This is a genomic window from Chryseobacterium sp. Leaf404 (genome assembly GCF_001424145.1).
Classification (GTDB): domain Bacteria; phylum Bacteroidota; class Bacteroidia; order Flavobacteriales; family Weeksellaceae; genus Chryseobacterium.
Window position 1 is genome coordinate 768925 of the sequence record NZ_LMQM01000001.1, and the last position, 23428, is coordinate 792352.

Sequence of the window (23428 nt, forward strand, 5' to 3'; positions counted from 1 at the left end):
CTAATGTGAAAAAAGCTGATTCTGATAATTCAGGATGACTTTTAAAATTATAAACAACTCACTATGAAAAAATTTCTGATTCTTTTTGCGGGACTTTCTGTCTTGAGCCTTAACGCTCAGAAAAAATGGTCGCTGCGGGAATGTGTAGATTATGCCGTGAAAAATAATCTGCAGGTAATTCAGAATGAATATAATAAACAGATTCAGGATGCCAACCTGAAAATTGCCAAAAATAATTATCTCCCTTCAGTATCTGGAAACATGGGAAATACGGTGAGTTTTGGCCGTACTCCCTTGGGTACAGGAAGTATCAGAAATGATGTTTTTCGTAACAATGCCAATATCGGTGCCGATATTTTGGTTTACAATAATGGAAGATTAGAAAAAACAATCAGAAAAACTGAGTTTGATGTAGAGGCGAGTAAGTACGATATTCAAACGATTAAAAATGATATTTCGCTTCAGATTGCCCAGCAATATCTGAATACACTTCTGAATAAAGAAATTGTAAAAATTTCTCAAAGCGCCGTTTCTAATGCCCTAAAACAATACGACCGTTCAAAAGCGACTACTGATGTAGGAACCACTGCCCAGACTGTTTTGGCTGAGGCCGCAGCTGCATTGGCGAGAGAGAAGCAAAATCTGAAAACAGCAGAAGTTAATGTGGGAAGAAGCCTTTTTGCGTTAGCTCAACTTCTTCAGCTTAAAGAATACAAAGATTTTGATGTGGAAGATGTAGAAGTTTCTGAACAACTGACGCCTCAAATGGTAAATGTTGATGAGGTTTTGTCTACAGCTTACGAAAATCAACCACAGGTGAAGGCCGCTGAAAGCAGAATTAAAGCTGCAGCAGCACAAACTGTAGTTACCCGAACAGCTTTCTACCCTACTCTTACGGCAAATGTGGGTGTAGGAAGTTTTTATACTAATCTTTTATCGAAAAACGACCAGTTGGGTATTTCAAATGTTAATCCCACCTTTTTTAATCAGTACAGTGACAACTTCGGGCAACAGGCGGGATTGTCTCTAAATGTTCCGATTTTCAACAAAGGAATTACAAAACTTCAGGTCGAGCAGGCCAAGATCAACGAAAGCATTGCCAAAAACAACTACGAACAACAGAAATTTGCCATAAGACAGAGTGTGCAGCAGGCTCAGTTTGACGCAGACTCCAATTACGAAATTTATCTTGCGGCTACAGAAGCAGAGAAAAACACAAAACTTTCTTTAGACTTCGCAGAAAAAAGTTATTCTGCGGGACGGTCTACCATTTTTGATGTGAATATTGCAAGAAATAATTACGCCAACGCACAGGGTTCTGTAGCTCAGGCTAAGTACAACTATCTTTTCAGTTTAAAATTATTGAATTTCTATGCAGGAATTCCGTTAAATTTGTAGGATGTCTATTCAGCCTCTCGAAAAATTTTTGCCGGATAACTGTGTTGGCCATTTAAAGAAATGGTTTACAGGTCATTCCATTCATATTAAAATTACCAGAGACCGAAAATCCAAGCTTGGAGATTACCGCAAAATGCGTGACGGCTCACACGAAATCACCATCAACTCTACACTTCAGCCCGAGTTATTTTTCTTTGTATTTACTCACGAGCTTGCCCACTTGCTGGCATTTGAAAAATACGGTAGAAGAATCGCACCCCACGGAAATGAATGGAAGCATACTTTCAGAGCAATGCTGCTGGAAAGCCTTGATGTTTACAGTGAAGATTTACAGCCTATCATCATCCGCTTTTCAAGATCTCCTAAGGCTAATTTTATGGCAAGTCCGGAACTGGTGAAGTATTTCCGTTTCGAAAAAAGTCAAGATGGCGGTGTTTTTGTGGAAACCTTAAAAAAAGGTGAGGTTTTTGTTTACCAAAACCAAAGGTATGTTTTAGAAGGTCTGATCAAAAAAAACTATCTTTGTGTGAACCTCGAAACAGGCAGAAAATATGCTTTCAGGCCTTTGGCGAGGGTTCAAAACTGTATTTAGAAAAACATGTCAACATCAAATCAATACTGCGTTATTATGGCAGGAGGCATCGGCAGCCGCTTCTGGCCGCTGAGCACGCAAAAATTTCCCAAACAGTTTCAGGATATTTTAGGAACTGGCCGTACCATGATTCAGCAGACGTATGACCGCATCAGCAAACTGATTCCCAGAGAAAATATTTTTGTAATTACCAATAAAGAGTACCTTGCTATTTCACATCAGCAGCTCCCTGAAATTCCGGAGGAAAACGTTGTAAGCGAGCCTCTCGTAAAAAACACCTCGGCGTGTAACCTCTACATGGCCAATAAAATAGGAGAGTTAAACCCAGATGCTACACTTATTGTTTTACCGGCAGACCATTTAATTTTAAAGGAAGAGATTTTCATAGAAAAGGCGAAACTGGCTTTGGATTTAGCTTCAAAAAATGATTATCTGATCACCTTGGGTATCATTCCCGCGTGCCCGGAAACCGGTTACCGTTACATTCAGTTCGTAGATAATAAACCGTCAGATTTATATAAAGTAAAGACCTTCACAGAAAAACCAATTCCGGAGCTGGCCAGTACTTTCCTGGAAAGCGGAGATTTTCTCTGGAACGCAGGAATTTTTATCTGGAATGTAAAGACCATCCAAAAAGCATTTGAAGAGTTTCTGCCGGATATGACGCAGCAGTTTACTTCCTGTGAGTACAATTCTGAAAGTGAAATGAGCTGTATTGAAACCATTTATCCTAAAATCCAGAAAATTTCTATTGATAACGGGATTTTGGAGAAAGCTGAAAATGTGTACGTTATTCCCGCAGATTTGGGCTGGAGCGATCTCGGAACATGGAAATCTGTTTTTGAAAACAGTGAAAAAGATGAAGAAAACAATGCCAATCCTCATAAACATTCTCTTTCCTACAACTCTTCCGGAAACATTATACATTTAAAAAACGTAAATAAAGCAGTGATCATAGACGGTTTGGATGATTTTATCGTTGTAGATACAGATAAGGTTCTTCTGATCTGCCCCAGAGACCACGATCATCTCATTAAAGATTATGTTTTGGATCTCAAAAACCTTAAAAAAGGGGATAAATTCATGTAAAAAGTCGGCACTATTTCTGCCGCATTTTGATTTATGAAAATTTTAAAGAATACCGGATTTTTGATGGTGATGCTTATCTCAGCTGTAGTTTTTTCGCAGGAGAAGAAGAAGTTTACCAGTGTGCAGAATGTTTTGGCTCAGATAATTCCGAATGATAAATATGATTTTTGGGTATTGGTGCACAACAGCTACGGCAAAAATCAGGAAGTGAGAGTTTCCGGAAATAAAAAAGAGTATCTGCCTCAGTTTTCAGGATTTGATCTGACACCGAGTGAAGACACGTTCTTTTATATCGTTTATTCCAAAGGCGGAAAAATCACTTACATCACGGAGCTTAAGGATTTAAAACCATTCATCGGAAATATTGATAATGCTGAAGAAGCTGCACTCTTGGCTGTTTTGGAAGGTTATATCGTTGATGAAGAATTTGTAGATGTTGCGGCCAATTACTATCAGGATTCGAAAAATTATTATCTGGATCTGGGGAAAGTAGTTTCGCAGGAATGTCCTTATCAGAAAAAACATTTTACAGTCACGGTTTCAAAATCAACCGGGAAAATCGAAAATGAGAAAGAAAACGGTTCATACATTGAGCTTTATCTCAAAAAATGCAAAAACAATCCCCGACTTTTAAAAATAGAAAAAAAGCCTGAACCAAAAGATGATCCCAAGAAGCAACCAGTCAAAACCCGAAGATAATTTTTTTGAAACCGAAAGACTCATCATTCGGCTGATTTCTCTGGACGATGCTGAGCTTATTTTTGATCTTTATAATACGCCAAATTTTATAAAGTTCATTGGAAACAGGCACATCACTAATCTTGAGGCGGCTGAAAATTATATCGAAAACAGATTTTTTCCGCAAATCGACCGTTTGGGCTACGGAAATTATACAGTTATTTTAAAGGATGGAAATCTAAAAATCGGTGCCGTGGGAATCTTTGAAAGGGAAGGTCTGGATGTTTCAGATATTGGCTTTTCTGTACTGGAAGAATTTGAAGGTAAAGGTTATATGTTCGAAGCTGCGCAAAAAATAAAGGATGAGGTGATGCGCCGTTTTGGTTTAAAAAAGATCTCTGCGATTACTACAAAACACAATTTTTCTTCCCAAAAATTAATTGAAAAGCTGGATCTAAAATTCAAAAACTTCGTTATACTTCCTAATGAAACTGAAGAATTGATGTATTTTGAGACTGATTAAAATTTAAATCTGATTTATCATACTCTATTTTAAGTGAATAATTTTGTATTTCATTGCTAAGTTTACGGCTTTTTATAGGTGAAAAACAATCAGGATTTAAAAATTTTTGTTTCTCTTTGCGTTTAAATAAAATTCTTGCAACTAAAAGTTCTTCAATAAGTTAAATTTTTTAAAAAACTCCCATAAAAATAAATTTATGGAAGTTTTAATATAAAAGTTAAGTTGGGTTTAAGTCATTACTTTGCAACACCCATCCCTGCAAAATAGTATTTGAAGGCGTTGATTTCCAGTGCAAAAACTCCGTCATTTCCAATCATGTTGATAGGTCTCCAGAAGCTGCTGTCAAAGAAACTGATAAGCCCCTGATAAGAATTCAGACCGTTCGGTTCTGTCACTCCCCATGGATTTCTAAGGATAATATAGCTTTTATTGTTTACAAATGCCCAGCCTAAAATGGTGTAAGCATGATTGGCAACAATATTTGAACCTGAATAGTCTCCAGATCCGTAAGTCCATGCCACCATTGGGTTGATGGTTTTCATGCTCATCGAATTTTCTCTCACAATACCATACAGCTGATCTGCTGTTCTGCTATTGGTATAATAGTACAGCGGAGTTTTGTTGTTGAGCTGAGCGATGGCTTTTACGGGATCTCCGTAAGCTGTTTTTGTGATATCCGGTTTATCATCTGCAGTTTGGTTGATCCATTTTGCGAATGCTTTTTCGTAAACGGCAGGCCAGATTTCGCCAGTGTCATTACTTCTGCAATACACAGGATTGTTTGAAGTAGTGATAATGGTGCTGTCTGTTACTTCAATTAATTTGCTCGGTGCATCTTTTCCGCCACCTTTTGTGTAAAACTGAATCGCATTGACGCGCTGCGTTTCTCCTGTTCCTGTAGCTCTTACTTTGTGTTCGATGGCATAAGGAGTTGCCCATGCTAAAGCAGCAATCGCAGAAATAAAGTAACAGTTTCCTACAGCTCCCTGGACAGGATCATTAAATTCTGTGACATCATTGAAGAAATTTCCTCTGTCACTCCAAAGGCAGTTTGCGGGCGTCCAGCCTGCATTTGCATTGAGTGTTCCGAAAACGAAGTCTTTAATAACTGGCGAAATCGTAGTATTGGTGATGGTGTTGTTCAGTTTTGGTACATTCAGAACGACCTTTACATCGCCTTTATCCAGTCTTGCGGTTTTCACCTCCACGTTGTCAATGTCTTTAATTCCCGCTTTAGACAGGTCTCTGAGATTTTTAATCGTTGAAAAATTAATCGTTTGCAGCTTGTCGGATGATCTTACTTTGATATCTTCCGCTCTCATCGTTTTCACAGTGTTGTCTTTAGCTAGTTGCAGACCTGCGTACAGCGGAGAATTAAACTTAATGTCAAAAAGTTCAGAATAGCTGGTTTCCAATGCCTGCTCCAGAATCTGAAACGATTTTGAGTCTGTCCAGTCAAACTTTCTGCCTGTAATTGCTTCTGTTAATGCATAAGGGTTAATAACTCCTACAAACATTTCTTTTGGTGCTTGATCCATAATGATAATTGTTTTTAATGGTTGATAATTTTATTAATGATGTTTAAAAAATCAGGGTTATAGAGGTAGAGAAAGCGATTGAAGAGGTTAATTCCCTCCAGATTGTCATTTTGGATAAAAGTTTTCTGAGATTTCCCGTTGATTATTTCAATGCTGCGCGGGCTTCCGCCCACTTCCGGTGAACGGCTTTGAGTGAGGTTTAGGTTGTGCACTCCTACTATCAGCTGTTCAAGAATTAAAGCATTGATTTTTTTAGTTTCCGAGAAAACATTCTTTTCATCAAGGTCGTACCCTTTGAAAACTTTCAGCTCAGCATGACCACTGTCTGAAAAACTAAGCTCATAACGGTAGGCATATTCCGGGGGAACGCTTCCGTTATTAAATGTCGCAATTACTTTTCTGCCTTCCATAACTCTAATTTGATTTTTCAAAATTAGAACATTGCAACCTTCAGAATCTCAGTATTTTTACTATTTCTGCACCGTAAAAAAACGGTAAAATTAAAAAAGCTGCCACAATTTGTGACAGCTTCGTATATTTTAGCTTAAAATTTTAATCTTTACAGCATTCCGAGTTCAAATTTTGCCTCTTCACTCATCATATCTTTGTTCCAGCTCGGCTCGAATGTAAGTTCGAGATCAACTTCATTTACATTTTCCACTTCTTTCACCTTATCTTTTACCTCCTGCGGAAGTGTTTCTGCTACGGGGCAGTTGGGTGTAGTAAGCGTCATAATAATTTTTACATCGGCATCTTCAGAAATCTGAACATCATAAATAAGCCCCAATTCGTAAATATCTACCGGAATTTCCGGGTCATAAACTGTTTTTAAAACACCAATTATTTCTTCGCCAATATCTGCGATCTGATCGTCTGTAAATTTCATTTTAATGATTAATCTATATTAGAATACCTTTTCAACAAATCTTCCTGACGCATGCGCCGGAAAATGTTTGCCAAAGTTAAGACATCTTTTTCACAATAGTCTACAATTCTCTGCAAGTCTTTTTCAATGTAATAGATTGATGAAACCATTGAGCCGTCAATATCATCTTTAGGCGTAGGGATCCCGAAGACATGAGCCAGAAGTTCCAGTGAAACAAAGCTTTTGTAATCCCCGAATTTCCACAGTTCCATCGTGTCGATATGCGGAATTTCCCAGGGTTTTTTTCCGAAAAGCTGAAATGGCGACGGTGGCTGCATTCCGTTGATGAGAAATCTGCGTGCAACCCAGGGAAAATCGAATTCTTTTCCGTTGTGAGCACAGAGAATAACATCCCGAAGTCGCATGCTGTTAAAAATTTCTCCAAATTCTTCCAGCAGAACTTTCTCGTCGTCATTTGCGAAGCTTTTAATTTTCAAAGTGTCGTTTTTTTCCAGCATTCCGATGGTGATGCAGATGATTTTACCAAACTCTGCCATGATTCCGGCTCTGTCGTAGAAATCTTCGGCTTCAATTTCGTTTTTGCGCTGGTATTTTGTTTTCTTGTCCCAAAGTGTCTGCTCGATTTCAGGAATTTCGTTCCAGTTTCCATATTGCGGAACGGTTTCTATATCGAGAAATAATACTTTTTCTAAAGGAATATTTTGAATCATATTGTGTTTGTTTTTTACAGTGAATAATATTTTTCAATTCTGATCTCACGGGTTTTTTAAAAGCTATGTGCTTTAACAAATTGTGGAATCTACCCAACGTGCAGGCCATTTTTTACAGGCAGTGAAGGCGAAAGTAATGTTACATCTTTTGAATCTTCACCATAGACACCCAAGACAAGACATTCACTGAAAAAATTGGCAATCTGTTTTTTAGGGAAGTTCACAACCGCTAAAATCTGTTTTCCTACTAATTCTTCCCTACTGTAAAGTGATGTGATTTGCGCCGCAGATTTTCTGATTCCCAGATCTCCAAAATCAATTTCAAGCTGATAGGAAGGATTTCTGGCTTTTTCAAAATCATTTACAGAGATTATTGTTCCGCAGCGGATGTCTAATTTCTCAAAATCTGGCAATGATATTTCGGGTTTTAAATTCATTTATATTTTTATTTTCTGATGCTAAACAAAAGTATTAAAATTTTGATTCAAATTTTATCTAAAAACTATTTAATACCACACAGATTTTTTTTAATTTTACATAAAACACAGAATAATGCTGATCAAAATTTACGGAAGTGCCATTTTTGGAGTATCTGCTCAAACCATTACCATAGAAGTTAATATCGATACCGGCGGCGTTGGATACCATCTTGTTGGTCTTCCAGACAATGCCATCAAAGAAAGCAGCTACAGAATTTCTGCCGCACTGAAAAATGTCGGTTTCAAAATCCCCGGAAAGAAAATTACGATAAACATGGCTCCTGCAGATTTGCGAAAAGAAGGAGCGGCTTACGATTTGAGTATTGCCATGGGAATTTTGGTGGCTTCAGACCAGATTGTTGCTGAAGATATTAAAGATTAGATCATTATGGGCGAACTTTCCCTTGATGGAAGTTTACAGCCAATCAAAGGAGTTCTTCCCATTGCCATTAATGCTCGGGAAGAAGGTTTTAAAGGAATTATTTTACCAAAACAAAACACGAGAGAAGCGGCGATTGTCAATAATCTCGATGTTTATGGTGTTGAAAATATTAGAGAAGTCATTGACTTTTTTAATGAAGGAACGCCTTTAGAAAAAACAGTTTTAGACACCAGAAAAGAGTTTCAGGATAAAATCAATTCATTTCCCTTTGATTTTTCTGAAGTGAAAGGTCAGGAAACAGCAAAAAGAGCCATGGAAGTTGCAGCGGCAGGCGGTCACAATATCATTCTCATTGGTCCTCCCGGTAGTGGAAAAACGATGTTGGCAAAAAGAGTTCCCAGTATTTTGCCTCCCTTAACTTTAAAAGAAGCTTTAGAAACCACAAAAATTCATTCTGTTGCGGGAAAAATGGGTACGGAAACATCGTTAATGACCGTGCGACCGTTCCGCAGCCCACACCATACGATTTCGGATGTAGCCCTTGTCGGCGGCGGCAGTTATCCTCAGCCTGGCGAAATTTCTTTAGCTCACAACGGAGTTTTGTTTCTCGATGAAATGCCCGAATTTAAAAGAACAGTTTTGGAAGTGATGCGTCAACCTCTGGAAGACCGTGAAGTGACGATTTCGAGGGCAAGATTTACCGTAAATTATCCTTCAAGTTTTATGTTGGTAGCTTCGATGAATCCCAGCCCAAGTGGGTATTTTCCGGATGATCCGAACAATACTTCCTCTGTTTTTGAGATGCAAAGGTATATGAATAAGCTGTCCGGACCCCTTTTAGACCGAATTGATATTCATGTTGAGGTTCAAAAAGTAGAGTTTGAGCAGTTGGCAGAAAAAAGAAAAGGTGAGAAAAGTGAAGACATCAGAAAACGTGTTTTGATTGCTCGTGAAATTCAGAATGAACGGTATAAAGATTTGTCAATCAGCTATAATGCTCAAATCGGATCCCGTGAATTAGAGAAATTCTGTGAATTGGATGATACCTCATTTAATCTCATCAAGATGGCAATGGAAAAACTGAATCTTTCCGCCAGAGCCTACGACAGAATTTTAAAAGTGGCAAGAACAATTGCTGATTTGGAGGAGTCTGAAAAAATCCTGTCCCATCATGTTTCAGAAGCGATACAGTACAGAAGTCTGGATCGGGAATTTTGGAATGTTTAAGAATTAGAGAGAAAAATGTTTATTCTAAAAAATGAAAACGACCATCATCACGATGGTCGTTTTTATGCTATATTTTCCAGCTTTTCAGCAGCCAGCGGTAAATCAGAATATTTACGAAGAAATAAACCAATAGTGGAATGATAATAATTACCGTCCACAGAAAAGGATTCACATACATCGACAGCAAACCGTTGGAAACATCAGATTTCGCAATCAGATATTGTCCCAAAGCAATCAATCCTAAACTTAAAATCAAAACAGACATTAAGTTTAAACTGAATTTCCTGCTGATATCACTCACCATCTTCTTTGGCGAATATCCAAGACTGTTTTTAATGGAAACTTCTTCCTGCTTTTCAAGGAACTGAATTTTAATGAAACTTACAATAATATAAAGGCATAAAGCGAAAATGAAAATCCCCAAAACTGCAATCACTTTCAAAACCAAAAACAGTTTCGACTTTATTTTTGCTGAACGGAGGCTTTCCTGATTTGATTCATAACCGTTTTCTTTCATTTTAGAAACCAAACCTTCATCTCCAGAATCTTTTACCTGAACCAAAACCCTGTTGTAAATTTTAGGTTGACTGGCAAGCTCTGGTTTCGAAGCAAGATTCAAAGAGTCAAGAAACTTTTTCGGAATCAGAACAGAATGAATTCTGTCTGAAAGTCCAACCATTTTTCCTCTGTAGGTTTTGTTTTCCTTATTGATGGTAATGTTGATGTTGATTTCAATTTTTTTGGCAAAATCCTCAGAAATCTGTGGTAAACCTTGGTTGATTGCAAATCCGTAATTGTAGAGATTCAGATATTCTCTTGAAATGATGATTGGAATTTCGTCTCCTTTTACCTGAAATTCTTCTTCCGTCAGAGGCACGTCAATCGCCTTCAAATCTACACTTTCAAAATAAAGATCAGTGTAAAATGGAATAAAATCACCGCCGTTTGCCGAAGCTTTAAACTCATTGGCAGAAAAAGGGTAGATATTTTGTACCTCAGACCAGTTTTTGATCTTTAAAACATCATTTTCGTTAAAACCAAGAAGCTCTTTTCGCCCGATATTATCCGGAGTCAGTTTTTTGCTGAATGTCAGCCAATAGTTGCTGTCACTGCTTTTACTTCCGAAAAGACGGTTGGCGTTTTCATACAGCTGCAGACACGACAAAACCAAAATAAAGGCAATGAACAGTCCGGCGTATAAAATAAGTGAATTAAAAATTTTCTTCATAGCGTTTATAGATGAAGAATTTGATAGTTGTGCTCAAATGGAAACTCGTTCAGCTCAAAAAAGATAACCGAACTTCCGCTTTCTTCAGAAACTTCGTTAATCAGCGAAAACGCAATCTTCTTATTATTGATATCCAAATGACTGAAACATTCATCGTAAATCAAAAAATCTGTTGGATTGATGAGGCTTCTCACGATGGCGCTTCTCTGTCTTTCTCCATACGAACAGTTTTCAGCCTTTTTATTCAGGAGACTTTCAATTCCGAGTCGTCGGGAATATTCTTCCATTTTTGGAATAAACTGTTTTTTATCTTTATTAAAAATACGCAGCAGAATATTTTCAGAAATGGTCAGGTTTTTAATCATTCTCACATCCTGAAAAAGCAGACTGATGCCTTGCCTTCTGTGTTCAACGATTTTCTCCAGATGCAGATTTCTCACAACTTCTGTTCCATATTTTATCTCTCCTTCATACTGAAAATGAGTACCGAGCATTGCCGTCGCGAGAGTAGATTTACCACTTCCGGACGGTGCAATGATCAGATTTTTTTTACCCTTTCCGAAGATGATATTCCGATTCCATATTTCAGAATCTTCAATATTTTTCGGGGTAAAATATTTTGGCGAAATGTTATTTAGAACAATATCAGTCATTCATCAGAAGGTAATACAGTGCGTTTTCGTCTTTTTTATCTAAAGTAAAAGTAGATTTTGAAAGCAGATTTCCTCCGTCTTCCTTAGATTCGTTCACCATGCTGATGACTTTCACTGGCGGATTTTCTCTTTGGTTGTAATCCTTGCCGTCAGACCATGAGTAAGACATCACACCTGATTTTTTATCCAAAGTTGAATTTTTCCCCGCTTTTTTACCTTGAAACTGAGAAAGAACCTCAGGGTTTTCAGAAACAATCACCTGATTGTCTGTTACTACATATCTTTTTCCTGCAGAAGTAAGATACTGGTCCATCAGACTTATGAGTATAGCTTTGTTTTTCGGGTTAAATCCTAAAACGATTGCATTGTCTGATCTGTAATTATAATAATCAGCAGTATCCTGTTTTACTTTAAAATCAACAAAAGCGTAATCTCCCGTGAAAGTAGAAGTAATATCTTCCAAAGATTTGTTGCTGGAAGCTAAATAATGATTTACCGTAGCCTCAAAACCAGATTCTTTCACAAGATATCTCATAAAATCTAAGCTGAAAAACCCGATTGAGTAAGACTTTGCATTATCCAGTTCCACATTTTTTACAAGGTCGTAGTTTACTTTATTTTTATCGTAATATTTTTCTACGATTTTCTTCATGTCGCTGTTAAAGAAAGTTTTCGTTTCCATATCAGCTTTTCCTTTGTCGAAATTAAAATCAAAACCAATTCCTGAATCCTTGATCAGCTTATTCACTGCAAGCGTTTCAATATAACCTTTAGATGCAAAGCTCGCTACAGCAGCAAGATTTATCCATCCGCTCACATCTTTATTTCCTACAAGAGAATTGTTTACCTGCTCTTTGATCGCAGCGTTTTTACTTCCTTTTCTTGCCCAGAAATCTGTGAAATATTTGTCGTTGATTCTTTCCGAACCTTCAGGCATCGCAGAATTGTATCCACCGTAAGGATTGTAAGCTTTTTCGCTGACCATTATAGCCATGTCGCCTTTCATACTTCCGGCAAGTTTCCCGCCGATGTAGATATGGTCTTTGTTGTCGATGGTAACTTTCGTTCTGGTAAGATCAGTCATACTTTTCTGGAACTTCGCCTTGTCATTAATCCAGAGAAAAGATTTTACATCAAATTCAGAATTTGTTTTTCCCTGATCAACGAGAAGGTAAAGTGGTTTGTCAACGTCAATTCCGGATTCTTCAGGCTTGTTTACTAATTGTAAAAACAGCTTTTCTTCTGCCTGAATGTTTTTCTTTTCTTTCAGAATTTTGTCTACAGGAATTTTTTTCGAAATTTCCTTCAGATTCACTCTGGATATTCCCAAAGTAGTGTCTGTTGTGTAGTTTAAGATTTCATCATTCTTGTTAGAATTACATGAAAATAAGATTACCAGCGCAAATGCACACAGTAAAGTTTTCATTAAAGTGCTTTTCATAAATGTTTGAGTTAAGGAAACAAATATAACATTTTGTATTACATGGAAATCATGCTGACGTGAAAAAAAAATGAAATTTTATTTTGAGTTTCAAGAAAATTTATATCTTTGCATCTGAAAATCAAGTTCAACCATTTAAAAAACAACGAAGCAATGTTCAGATACAACTTACATTCAACAGTAGGATTGCCTTTTGCAAAGGCGAGGCTTCGTGGTTTGGTACCTTCTTAGAACAACAGTATAATGAAATATCAAAACCCGAAGTCGTAAGATTTCGGGTTTTTTTGCGCAATATTTCAAACTCAAAACGTTTCCCCGAAATCAATTTTATTAGGAGCTTAATCCCGCTTTCCGCTATATCTTTTTTTGCCTCCGCTTTTTTCAAGCCAACGCAAAAAAAGGATGCCGCTGCAATCGGGGCTAGGACAAACTCCTGCCATAAAACCTAACGGGTTTCAAAAACCCGTTAGGTTTGTCAAACAAAATAAACCTTCAAGGTTTCCAAAACCTTGAAGGTTTGAATAAAATCAACTAAAAACCTAGTTGGAAAATAGATGTGAGCTTATCAAACATCTCTCATCAATCATCAATTATATAAAACAATGGGAAATTTAAAACTAAAAGGAAAAGATATATTAAAATTAGGCTATCCAAACAACCAAAGCGTCAACATCGCTCTGGAAGTGATGAAAAGAAATTTTGCAACCAAAAATATTCATTATGTAAAATCTCTTCTCAAGGAAATCCAGCAAAATCCGGAAAACTTCGTGAAAGATTTTACCTTCGGACAAATCGCGGAAGCTTTGCTTTCATCTAAGAAAACGGAGAAAAGAATGCTCAACACCAATCGGGCATCATTTCAGATTTTCGGGAACAATATTTCAGATGAAGCAAAAAACCAATTGTACACCGCATTGAAATTGCCAATTGCAACACAAGGCGCTTTGATGCCCGATGCACACAGCGGTTACGGACTTCCAATTGGTGGCGTTTTGGCAGTTGAAAATGCCGTGATTCCGTACGGAGTTGGGATGGATATTGGCTGCAGAATGTCGCTCAGTATTTTGGATACGACAATTTCATATCTCGACGGAGCAAGAGACAAATATGAAAAAGCTCTGGCAGAGCACACCAAATTCGGAATGTATGAAACGCACAAATCTCACGTCGACCACGAGATTTTCGAGAGAGATACGTTCGGTTTAATTCCGATTTTGAGAAGATTAAAAGGAAAAGCCATCAAGCAAATGGGAAGTTCCGGAGGCGGAAATCACTTTGTAGAATTCGGGGAAGTTGAAATTACGGAAGAAGATAAACAAATCAATCTTCCAAAAGGAAAATACCTCGGAATTCTTTCACACAGCGGTTCACGTGGATTGGGAGCAGAAATCGCTCAGCATTATTCAAGAGTGGCGACAGAACAATGTCCGTTGCCAAAAGAAGCACAAAACTTCGCCTGGCTGGATTTGAACACGCATCTCGGATTAGAATACTGGACAGCGATGAATCTCGCAGGAGATTACGCTTCGGCCTGTCACGACGATATTCACAGAAGATTGGTGAAAGCAGTCGGCGGAAGAGTGAAAGCAAGAATCGAAAACCATCACAACTTCGCGTGGAAAGAAATCCACAACGGAAAAGAAGTGATAGTTCATAGAAAAGGCGCAACGCCAGCCAATGAAAATGAGTTGGGAATGATTCCCGGTTCGATGACGGCAAAAGGTTTCATCGTTCGTGGAAAAGGAAATCCGGATTCATTGAACTCTGCTTCACACGGAGCTGGAAGAGCTTTTTCGAGAGGAGAATGTAGAAACAGGTTCACTCAAAATGACATTAATAAAGAATTAAAACTCAAAAATGTCACCTTAATGGGCGGAAATGCCGAAGAAGCACCAATGGCGTACAAAGACATCAATGAAGTGATGAACGCTCAAAGTGAATTGGTCGATATTCTCGGGACTTTTCAACCTCGAATTGTGAGGATGGACAAATAATGATTGATGTTGGATGCGGGATGTTGGGTGTTTGAGGTCAAATACTTGCATTGTAGTTCTTTCGAAAATCATTAAATAATTTCAAATAGTAATAAAAAGGAGAAAAACCATAGCCCCGATTGCAGCGGCATCCTTTTTTTTGCGTGGGCTTGAAAAAAGCGAAGGCAAAAAAAGATACAGCGGAAAGCGGGATTAAGCTCCTAAAAAAACAATGGACAAAATAATACAAATCACCTCGGGAAGAGGGCCTTTGGAATGTCAGTGGGTAGTTGCCAAAGTTCTGAAGGTCTTTCTTGAGGAAGCAAAACAAAATAAAATCGATTACGAAATCATCCACAGAGAAAATGGCGATGAAAATCTGACTTTGAAATCTGCAACTTTACTTTTAAAAGGAAGAGTGGTTAGTGAATTTTTAAAAAGCTGGCTCGGAAGCATTCTTTGGATTGGGAAAAGCACGTTCAGAAAATTCCATAAAAGAAGCAACTGGTTTATCGGGATTTTTGAACTGGAAGGTTTGGAGAAAATTGAATTTAATGAGAAAGACATTCAGTTTCAGACGGCTAGAAGTCAGGGAAGTGGCGGACAAAACGTGAATAAAGTGGAAACCGCAGTTCGCGCAACCTATCCGAAAACCGGACAAAGTGTTTTCGTACAGGATTCCCGTTCGCAACTGGAGAATAAGAAGATTTCCATCATCCGATTAAAAGAAAAAGTAATGGAATTTAATATTCAACAATTGGAAAAACAAATGCAGGAGACGTGGAATAATCATCTGAATGTTCAGAGAGGGAATCCTGTCAGAACATTTTCGGGAACCGATTTTAAAAAGAATCATCAGGAGAAATCTTTCAAAAAAGAAAGAAACAAATTGAAAAACGAATTAAAAAATTACAGAAATGACCTTAACTAAAAGTAAATATTATTTCGAAGCGTTGGATTTTTATCCGTACAATTTAGCAGAGTGTATGGAGGCTTTGAATTACGCTTTGTCTTACGAACCCGAAACGCAGACAGCCTTTGTCTGATGGGGAGAATTTATTTTGAGCAACTGAAAAATTATGAGTTGGCAAAACAGTATTTTGACGAAGCAATGCTGTGTGATATTACAAACATCAACATTCCGCAATTTTACATTGGCTGCTTAATAGCAAATGAAGATTTTACGGAAGCAGAAAAACTGATTAAGTACACGCTGAAAATGAAAGGAATTGATAAATCGAATATATGGTTCTACAGATCATTGCTTTCTGAAAAAAGGGGAAGCTATATGAATGCTTTGAAATTTTTAAAGCACGCTGAAAAGTACTGCTTCAATTCGCACAGTTTAGATATTGTGAAGAACCGGAAAAAATTTGTTAAATCTAAAATAAATAAAAAATCTAAAGAGAAGAGGCAGGCAATTTAAGTCTCCCTTTTTGTCAAAGATCTGTTTTAGAGTAATTTATTGACTGTAAAATTATACCGTTTATATAAGGATAAATGTTCTTTCAGAATTTGTTTAATGTAATTTATTGATAAATAGGCGATTAAAGGTCAGTTTCGTTGAAATCGTTTAAACACATGTTTTAATTTGTTAAAAAACCTTAATAAAAAAAACCGCGGGGTATCCATTTATGGGCTCCAGCGGTTTTAAATGCTTTAACAAATGTAATAAAAATGTTAAAGTGTGTTAAATGCGATCTTATGAAGTATGAGTTTCAACAGGTTTTTAATGTGAATCTATACTTTTGTAATGCTTTAAAAATAAAAGACAACGTTTAACACGGTAATAATTTATCTATGAAGAAAAAAGTTCTGTTGTATTTAGTGATGTTAATCTCTACTGTAAGTTTACAGTCTTGCGTTACTAATTACGTAGTTTCAAAGCCAACTACTTATATTAAAGACAACAAATCAGATGCCAACTTTGCGGCAGTAGAAAACAAAAGGTTGGAATTTGATAAAAAGCAGCTAATCAGCTCTTTTGTATCCGAAAAATCAGTAGCATTAGCCAATGCAAAAAATAAATTAAAAAGTTCTGAAATTGCAAAAGCAATTAAATACAATAAGGTTATAGACAACATCCTTACAGAAGCAGAAACTTATTTAGGAACTCCTTACAGATACGGTGGTACCACAAGAAACGGGATAGACTGTTCAGCATTTGTACTTTCAGTTTTCGGTGCAGCAGCAAGCCTTACATTACCAAGAGTTGCAGCTTCACAGGCACAGGAAGGAGAATCAATCGATAAAACACAGTTGCAGAAAGGAGATTTGGTATTCTTTTCACACGGCAGAAGAATTTCTCACGTAGGAATTGTAGAAAGCGTTACAGTAGAAGGAGAAATCAAATTTATTCATGCAGCAACCTCTAAGGGAGTTATGGTATCATCCTTAAACGATTCATACTGGGGCCCAAAATTCAGATTTGCCAAAAGAGTAATTGATGAAAACGGAGAGCACTACAACGCAACAGCAAAACTTGAATCCCAGGCATCTCTACAAAATTTTTAAAAGTAAATAATTGATATCTAAAAGGAACTGAATTTTCAGTTCCTTTTTTTGCACAGTTGTAAAAATCTTGTTTCATCACTGCATTTCTCTTAAACGCTCTCACTCTCGCTCTCAAACCCTCCAGCTCTCTTATTCTCCCACATTTTTCATCAGGAGCCGGGAACCCGCTGTCCACTATATCTTTTGCTCTTCGTTCCTCATCACAAAAGGATGCCGTTCCCATCGGGGCTAGTAACTGGGGTAGCTTTTTAAGAACTGTTTTATTTTGATAAGCAATAAGCAATAAGCAATAAGCAATAAGTAATGGGTAATTATTAATATGTAATTTCAGGAGTTTTATTTATAGAACGTCTTTAGAAATCCAATCACGAATCCACAACTTTTACCACACCTAGCCAGCGCGTTAAACAATTATGTTATAATTATGTTAAATAAATATGAACAAAAGTTTGGTGGGTGTGTTAAAAGTTTCTACTTTTGCACCACTGAAAACGAAAGGAAGTARGTAGCGCAGGAGRATAAAGATAAGAACAGAACTTCAGGAAAAATATTAGCTGAAAAATTTGCAGAAATAAAAAACAGTTGTATATTTGCAATCCCAATTAAGGGAGCGCAGGAGTTAGAGATTGAGTGAGGAGATAAGAAAATTAAGGTCATCAAAAAACTTTAAAATTTCTTTCAAAACATTTGGTCATATTAAAATAACTTATTACTTTTGCACACGCAAATACGGGGTGAAACTGACAGAAAAGTAGCCCGGTTAAAAAGCGGAAGAGAAGAGATCATTGAAGATACAATATAACAACCAAAATTAAGGAAAAACTAAAGCGTATATAAGGAACTTTGAGTGAGTCAGACAAACATACAATGGAGAGTTTGATCCTGGCTCAGGATGAACGCTAGCGGGAGGCCTAACACATGCAAGCCGAGCGGTAGAGATCTTTCGGGATCTTGAGAGCGGCGTACGGGTGCGGAACACGTGTGCAACCTACCTTTATCAGGGGGATAGCCTTTCGAAAGGAAGATTAATACCCCATAATATAATTGATGGCATCATTGATTATTGAAAACTCCGGTGGATAGAGATGGGCACGCGCAAGATTAGATAGTTGGTAGGGTAACGGCCTACCAAGTCAGTGATCTTTAGGGGGCCTGAGAGGGTGATCCCCCACACTGGTACTGAGACACGGACCAGACTCCTACGGGAGGCAGCAGTGAGGAATATTGGACAATGGGTGAGAGCCTGATCCAGCCATCCCGCGTGAAGGACGACGGTTCTATGGATTGTAAACTTCTTTTATACTGGGATAAACCTACTTACGTGTAAGTAGCTGAAGGTACAGTATGAATAAGCACCGGCTAACTCCGTGCCAGCAGCCGCGGTAATACGGAGGGTGCAAGCGTTATCCGGATTTATTGGGTTTAAAGGGTCCGTAGGCGGATCTGTAAGTCAGTGGTGAAATCTCACAGCTTAACTGTGAAACTGCCATTGATACTGCAGGTCTTGAGTAAAGTAGAAGTGGCTGGAATAAGTAGTGTAGCGGTGAAATGCATAGATATTACTTAGAACACCAATTGCGAAGGCAGGTCACTATGTTTTAACTGACGCTGATGGACGAAAGCGTGGGGAGCGAACAGGATTAGATACCCTGGTAGTCCACGCCGTAAACGATGCTAACTCGTTTTTGGGCTTTCGGGTTCAGAGACTAAGCGAAAGTGATAAGTTAGCCACCTGGGGAGTACGTTCGCAAGAATGAAACTCAAAGGAATTGACGGGGGCCCGCACAAGCGGTGGATTATGTGGTTTAATTCGATGATACGCGAGGAACCTTACCAAGGCTTAAATGGGAATTGACAGGTTTAGAAATAGACTTTTCTTCGGACAATTTTCAAGGTGCTGCATGGTTGTCGTCAGCTCGTGCCGTGAGGTGTTAGGTTAAGTCCTGCAACGAGCGCAACCCCTGTCACTAGTTGCCATCATTCAGTTGGGGACTCTAGTGAGACTGCCTACGCAAGTAGAGAGGAAGGTGGGGATGACGTCAAATCATCACGGCCCTTACGCCTTGGGCCACACACGTAATACAATGGCCGGTACAGAGGGCAGCTACTTAGCGATAAGATGCGAATCTCGAAAGCCGGTCTCAGTTCGGATTGGAGTCTGCAACTCGACTCTATGAAGCTGGAATCGCTAGTAATCGCGCATCAGCCATGGCGCGGTGAATACGTTCCCGGGCCTTGTACACACCGCCCGTCAAGCCATGGAAGTCTGGGGTACCTGAAGTCGGTGACCGTAACAGGAGCTGCCTAGGGTAAAACAGGTAACTAGGGCTAAGTCGTAACAAGGTAGCCGTACCGGAAGGTGCGGCTGGAACATCTCATTTTAGAGCGTCTTTTGACGTTAAACAAAAACAGTACGCAAGTACAATGTACTTATTTAAAGTTTTTTAGCTTTAGTTTTTTTATTTGGTTGTCATATTATAAAAACATAAACCCACTAGAAATTAGTATAAGGGATAAGAGATTGAGAGATGAAGGAGAGGATAAGAAGTATGCAATATTATTACTTATTACTCATCACCCATTACTCATAACAAAGTCTCGTAGCTCAGCTGGTTAGAGCGCTACACTGATAATGTAGAGGTCGGCAGTTCGAGCCTGCCCGAGACTACTAATTAAGGCGGATGGCAAATAGCTTTTAGCTGCTGGCATTTAGCCAATAGCAAGAAGCCATAAGCTGGAAGCGACTAGAGGGGAATTAGCTCAGCTGGCTAGAGCGCCTGCCTTGCACGCAGGAGGTCAAGGGTTCGACTCCCTTATTCTCCACCATTGTTTCGAAAGAGGCAGTAAATTGATGGTTTAATTTTAAAAAGCAAATAGAGCCAAAAACAATATTTTGCGAATTAGATCAGAAGTAGCATAAAGATCATTGACATTAACGGTAAAGATATCACAAAGAGAAAACCAGGCGCGGAACAGCGTTTGAGTTTACAAAAATATTTTAGCAATAATGCTAAGAAAAAATACTGAACTAATTAATAATTAGGAAAGAAATCGTTAAGGGCGTATGGCGGATGCCTAGGCTTTCAGAGGCGAAGAAGGACGTGGTAAGCTGCGAAAAGCTCGGGGGATTGGCACACACGAATTGATCCCGAGATGTCCGAATGGGGCAACCCGTCTGGTTGAAGACCAGTCACTYCAAATTTATTTGGAGAGCAAACCCGGAGAACTGAAACATCTAAGTACCCGGAGGAAAAGAAATCGAAGAGATTCCGTAAGTAGTGGCGAGCGAACGCGGATTAGCCCAAAAGCTTTTATATGTTTAATAGAATGTTCTGGAAAGAACAGCCGTAGAGGGTGATAGCCCCGTATATGAAAGGCATATTTAAGTGATAAATGAGTAGGGCGGGACACGTGAAATCCTGTCTGAATATGGGGGGACCATCCTCCAAGGCTAAATACTCCTGAAAGACCGATAGTGAACAAGTACTGTGAAGGAAAGGTGAAAAGCACTTCGAATAGAAGGGTGAAATAGAACCTGAAACCGTACGCCTACAAGCGGTCGGAGCCCACAAGTTGGGTGACGGCGTGCCTTTTGCATAATGAGCCTACGAGTTAATTTTACTAGCGAGGTTAAGGACTTAAGGTCCGGAGCCGGAGCGAAAGCGAGTCTGAATAGGGCGCATAGTTAGTAGGATTAGACGCGAAACCTTGTGATCTACCCATGGGCAGGTTGAAGCTTTGGTAACACAAAGTGGAGGACCGAACCGGTTGACGTTGAAAAGTCTTCGGATGACCTGTGGGTAGGGGTGAAAGGCCAATCAAACTGGGAGATAGCTCGTACTCTCCGAAATGCATTTAGGTGCAGCGTCGATATTTAGTTTATTAGAGGTAGAGCTACTGATTGGATGCGGGGGAGTCAAATCCTACCAATTCCTGACAAACTCCGAATGCTAATAAATGATGGTCGGCAGTGAGGGCATGGGTGCTAAGGTCCATGTCCGAGAGGGAAAGAACCCAGACCAACAGCTAAGGTCCCCAAATATATGTTAAGTTGAAGCAACGCGGTTGGACTGCATTGACAGCTAGGATGTTGGCTTGGAAGCAGCCATTCATTTAAAGAGTGCGTAACAGCTCACTAGTCGAGCGGTCCGGCATGGATAATAATCGGGCATAAACATATTACCGAAGCTATGGATTTACAGTCAAGGGACTGTATCTGGTAGGAGAGCATTCTGTTTGCGCCGAAGCAGTACTGTGAGGTATTGTGGAGCGGACAGAAAAGAAAATGTAGGCATAAGTAACGATAAAGCGGGCGAGAAACCCGCTCACCGAAAGACTAAGGTTTCCTCAGCCATGCTAATCAGCTGAGGGTTAGTCGGGACCTAACGCGAACCCGAAAGGGGTAGTGGATGGACAATGGGTTAATATTCCCATACTTGCTCACATTAAAAAGGGGACGGAGTGCCGTACTTACTGAAGACTGACGGAATAGTCAAGACCTAGCCTCCGGGCGAAGTTGCTGTAGGGAAAGTGCTTCCAAGAAAAGCCGAAGTGAAGCAACCCGTACCATAAACCGACACAGGTAGTCGAGGAGAGAATCCTAAGGTGCTAGAGTGAATCATGGTTAAGGAACTAGGCAAAATAGTCTCGTAACTTCGGGAGAAGAGACGCCATCAGCAATGGTGGCCGCAGTAAAAAGGCCCAGGCGACTGTTTATCAAAAACACAGGACTCTGCAAAATCGAAAGATGCAGTATAGGGTCTGACACCTGCCCGGTGCTGGAAGGTTAAGGAAGGGCGTTAGCAGCAATGCGAAGCGTTTGACTGAAGCCCCAGTAAACGGCGGCCGTAACTATAACGGTCCTAAGGTAGCGAAATTCCTTGTCGGGTAAGTTCCGACCTGCACGAATGGTGTAACGATCTGGGCACTGTCTCAACCATGAGCTCTGTGAAATTGTAGTCTCGGTGAAGATGCCGAGTACCCGCAATGGGACGAAAAGACCCTGTGAACCTTTACTATAACTTCGTATTGACTTTGAGTAAGTAATGTGTAGGATAGGTGGGAGACTWTGAAGCAGGCACGCCAGTGTTTGTGGAGTCAACGTTGAAATACCACCCTTTACTTACTTGGAGCCTAACTTCTGAAAGGAAGGACACTGCGTGGTGGGTAGTTTGACTGGGGTGGTCGCCTCCAAAAGAGTAACGGAGGCTTTCAAAGGTACCCTCAGCACGCTTGGTAACCGTGCGTAGAGTGTAATGGCATAAGGGTGCTTGACTGTGAGACCTACAAGTCGATCAGGTGCGAAAGCAGGACATAGTGATCCGGTGGTTCCGTATGGAAGGGCCATCGCTCATAGGATAAAAGGTACTCCGGGGATAACAGGCTAGTCTCCCCCAAGAGCTCATATCGACGGGGAGGTTCGGCACCTCGATGTCGGCTCGTCACATCCTGGGGCTGGAGAAGGTCCCAAGGGTTGGGCTGTTCGCCCATTAAAGTGGCACGCGAGCTGGGTTCAGAACGTCGTGAGACAGTTCGGTCTCTATCTATTGCGGGCGTTAGATGTTTGAGAGGGCTTGAATCTAGTACGAGAGGACCGATTTGAACAAACCTCTGGTGTATCAGTTGTTCCGCCAGGAGCACCGCTGAGTAGCTACGTTTGGAAGAGATAAGCACTGAAAGCATATAAGTGCGAAACTCGCCTCAAGATGAGACATCTTTTAAGGGTCGTTGGAGATGACAACGTTGATAGGCTATAGGTGTAAAGCTGGTAACAGCATAGCCGAGTAGTACTAATTACCCGTAGATTTATAGCCTGATTAGGTAAACGCTTAACCGCGCCAGCAACGGTTCTCTCTTTGTGAATGTTTTTATCGATAAATATAATTTAGCAATGTAAAAGTTTACCAATGTACCAATATCAATTGTTATACTGTTACATTACCTACATTGTTACATTAAACCATATTTAGGGTGGTTTTAGCGGTGGGGCTCACCTGTTCCCATTCCGAACACAGAAGTTAAGCCCACCAGCGCCGATGGTACTGCGAAAGCGGGAGAGTAGGTCGCCGCCAGTTTTTATTCAAATCCTCAATCATTTATTTGATTGGGGATTTTTTT

Annotated in this window: 18 protein-coding genes, 2 tRNA genes, 3 rRNA genes and 1 pseudogene; 16 read left to right on the top strand and 8 right to left on the bottom strand. The window is 39.4% G+C overall.

The features are described from left to right. Nucleotides 1–63: 63 nt before the first annotated feature. From ASG31_RS03625 to ASG31_RS03645, 5 genes are read left to right on the top strand one after another with little or no spacing between them, the layout of a single operon-like run. Nucleotides 64–1398 carry a TolC family protein gene (locus tag ASG31_RS03625; protein ID WP_056027952.1) on the top strand — a complete coding sequence of 445 codons (1335 nt, stop codon included), beginning with the start codon at nucleotides 64–66 and terminating at the stop codon, nucleotides 1396–1398. A gap of 1 nt (nucleotide 1399) precedes the next feature. After that, nucleotides 1400–1990, top strand: coding sequence for a SprT-like domain-containing protein (locus ASG31_RS03630; protein WP_056027954.1), 591 nt, complete (start codon nucleotides 1400–1402; stop codon nucleotides 1988–1990). Between the two features lie 6 nt (nucleotides 1991–1996). Beyond that, entirely contained in the window at nucleotides 1997–3079 is a 1083-nt protein-coding gene (locus ASG31_RS03635; RefSeq protein WP_056027956.1) for a mannose-1-phosphate guanylyltransferase, read from the top strand. A 33-nt stretch (nucleotides 3080–3112) separates the two neighbouring features. Beyond that, nucleotides 3113–3778: a hypothetical protein gene (locus ASG31_RS03640; RefSeq protein WP_056027958.1), complete on the top strand. Its 666-nt coding sequence runs from the start codon at nucleotides 3113–3115 to the stop codon at nucleotides 3776–3778. Next, nucleotides 3741–4280 carry a GNAT family N-acetyltransferase gene (locus tag ASG31_RS03645; protein WP_056027960.1) on the top strand — a complete coding sequence of 180 codons (540 nt, stop codon included), beginning with the start codon at nucleotides 3741–3743 and terminating at the stop codon, nucleotides 4278–4280. Before ASG31_RS03640 ends, ASG31_RS03645 begins: the two co-directional genes overlap by 38 nt. Before the next feature lie 236 nt (nucleotides 4281–4516). Here the strand turns inward: ASG31_RS03645 and ASG31_RS03650 are convergent, their stop codons facing one another. From ASG31_RS03650 to ASG31_RS03670, 5 genes are all read right to left on the bottom strand, one after another. Beyond that, nucleotides 4517–5818, bottom strand: coding sequence for a C2 family cysteine protease (locus ASG31_RS03650; RefSeq protein WP_056027962.1), 1302 nt, complete (start codon nucleotides 5816–5818; stop codon nucleotides 4517–4519). Between the two features lie 14 nt (nucleotides 5819–5832). Then, nucleotides 5833–6249 (bottom strand): hypothetical protein, encoded by a 417-nt coding sequence (locus tag ASG31_RS03655; RefSeq protein ID WP_206549383.1) that lies wholly within the window; start codon nucleotides 6247–6249, stop codon nucleotides 5833–5835. 128 nt (nucleotides 6250–6377) lie between these two features. Next, nucleotides 6378–6704, bottom strand: a complete 327-nt coding sequence (locus tag ASG31_RS03660; RefSeq protein WP_056027966.1) for an SUF system Fe-S cluster assembly protein — start codon at nucleotides 6702–6704, stop codon at nucleotides 6378–6380. A gap of 8 nt (nucleotides 6705–6712) precedes the next feature. Beyond that, on the bottom strand, nucleotides 6713–7414 hold the full coding sequence (locus tag ASG31_RS03665) for a 3'-5' exonuclease (protein WP_056027968.1): 702 nt from the start codon (nucleotides 7412–7414) through the stop codon (nucleotides 6713–6715). A gap of 89 nt (nucleotides 7415–7503) precedes the next feature. Further along, nucleotides 7504–7851 carry a tRNA-binding protein gene (locus ASG31_RS03670; protein ID WP_056027970.1) on the bottom strand — a complete coding sequence of 116 codons (348 nt, stop codon included), beginning with the start codon at nucleotides 7849–7851 and terminating at the stop codon, nucleotides 7504–7506. A gap of 115 nt (nucleotides 7852–7966) precedes the next feature. Between ASG31_RS03670 and ASG31_RS03675 the strand changes: the two are divergent. Beyond that, nucleotides 7967–9502: pseudogene (locus tag ASG31_RS03675) on the top strand (YifB family Mg chelatase-like AAA ATPase). 67 nt (nucleotides 9503–9569) lie between these two features. Here the strand turns inward: ASG31_RS03675 and ASG31_RS03680 are convergent. Genes ASG31_RS03680 through ASG31_RS03690 form a run of 3 tightly spaced genes read right to left on the bottom strand, consistent with a single transcriptional unit; the run spans nucleotide 9570 to nucleotide 12809 of the window. Next, complete coding sequence (locus ASG31_RS03680) at nucleotides 9570–10730, bottom strand: FtsX-like permease family protein (protein ID WP_056027972.1); 1161 nt, start codon at nucleotides 10728–10730, stop codon at nucleotides 9570–9572. Nucleotides 10731–10735: 5 nt separating this feature from the next. After that, nucleotides 10736–11383: an ATP-binding cassette domain-containing protein gene (locus tag ASG31_RS03685; RefSeq protein WP_056027974.1), complete on the bottom strand. Its 648-nt coding sequence runs from the start codon at nucleotides 11381–11383 to the stop codon at nucleotides 10736–10738. After that, entirely contained in the window at nucleotides 11376–12809 is a 1434-nt protein-coding gene (locus ASG31_RS03690; RefSeq protein WP_157844431.1) for a DUF4836 family protein, read from the bottom strand. Before ASG31_RS03690 ends, ASG31_RS03685 begins: the two co-directional genes overlap by 8 nt. Nucleotides 12810–13426: 617 nt before the next feature. On the opposite strand from ASG31_RS03690, the gene ASG31_RS03700 reads away from it, so the two are divergent. The 10 genes from ASG31_RS03700 to rrf all read left to right on the top strand — a co-directional run bounded on the left by ASG31_RS03700 (nucleotide 13427) and on the right by rrf (nucleotide 23385). Next, nucleotides 13427–14818 carry an RtcB family protein gene (locus ASG31_RS03700; RefSeq protein WP_056027979.1) on the top strand — a complete coding sequence of 464 codons (1392 nt, stop codon included), beginning with the start codon at nucleotides 13427–13429 and terminating at the stop codon, nucleotides 14816–14818. 211 nt (nucleotides 14819–15029) lie between these two features. Then, a complete protein-coding gene (gene prfH / locus ASG31_RS03705; protein WP_056027981.1) occupies nucleotides 15030–15728 on the top strand; it encodes a peptide chain release factor H in 699 nt (232 codons plus the stop codon). Then, on the top strand, nucleotides 15715–15843 hold the full coding sequence (locus tag ASG31_RS19035; protein ID WP_262483833.1) for a hypothetical protein: 129 nt from the start codon (nucleotides 15715–15717) through the stop codon (nucleotides 15841–15843). The genes prfH and ASG31_RS19035 overlap by 14 nt, the downstream gene beginning before the upstream one ends. Beyond that, nucleotides 15843–16223: a tetratricopeptide repeat protein gene (locus ASG31_RS03710; RefSeq protein WP_241493135.1), complete on the top strand. Its 381-nt coding sequence runs from the start codon at nucleotides 15843–15845 to the stop codon at nucleotides 16221–16223. The genes ASG31_RS19035 and ASG31_RS03710 overlap by 1 nt, the downstream gene beginning before the upstream one ends. Nucleotides 16224–16597: 374 nt before the next feature. Then, entirely contained in the window at nucleotides 16598–17311 is a 714-nt protein-coding gene (locus tag ASG31_RS03715) for a C40 family peptidase (protein WP_056027983.1), read from the top strand. A gap of 864 nt (nucleotides 17312–18175) precedes the next feature. Continuing rightward, nucleotides 18176–19692 (top strand): 16S ribosomal RNA (locus tag ASG31_RS03720). A gap of 213 nt (nucleotides 19693–19905) precedes the next feature. Then, nucleotides 19906–19979: transfer RNA gene (locus ASG31_RS03725), tRNA-Ile, on the top strand. Nucleotides 19980–20060: 81 nt separating this feature from the next. Continuing rightward, nucleotides 20061–20137 (top strand) — tRNA-Ala (locus ASG31_RS03730). A 218-nt stretch (nucleotides 20138–20355) separates the two neighbouring features. Then, nucleotides 20356–23124, top strand: a 23S ribosomal RNA gene (locus ASG31_RS03735). A 153-nt stretch (nucleotides 23125–23277) separates the two neighbouring features. Next, nucleotides 23278–23385, top strand: a 5S ribosomal RNA gene (gene rrf, locus ASG31_RS03740). The 16S, 23S and 5S rRNA genes sit together here with 2 tRNA genes alongside, the layout of an rRNA operon. Nucleotides 23386–23428 lie beyond the last annotated feature (43 nt).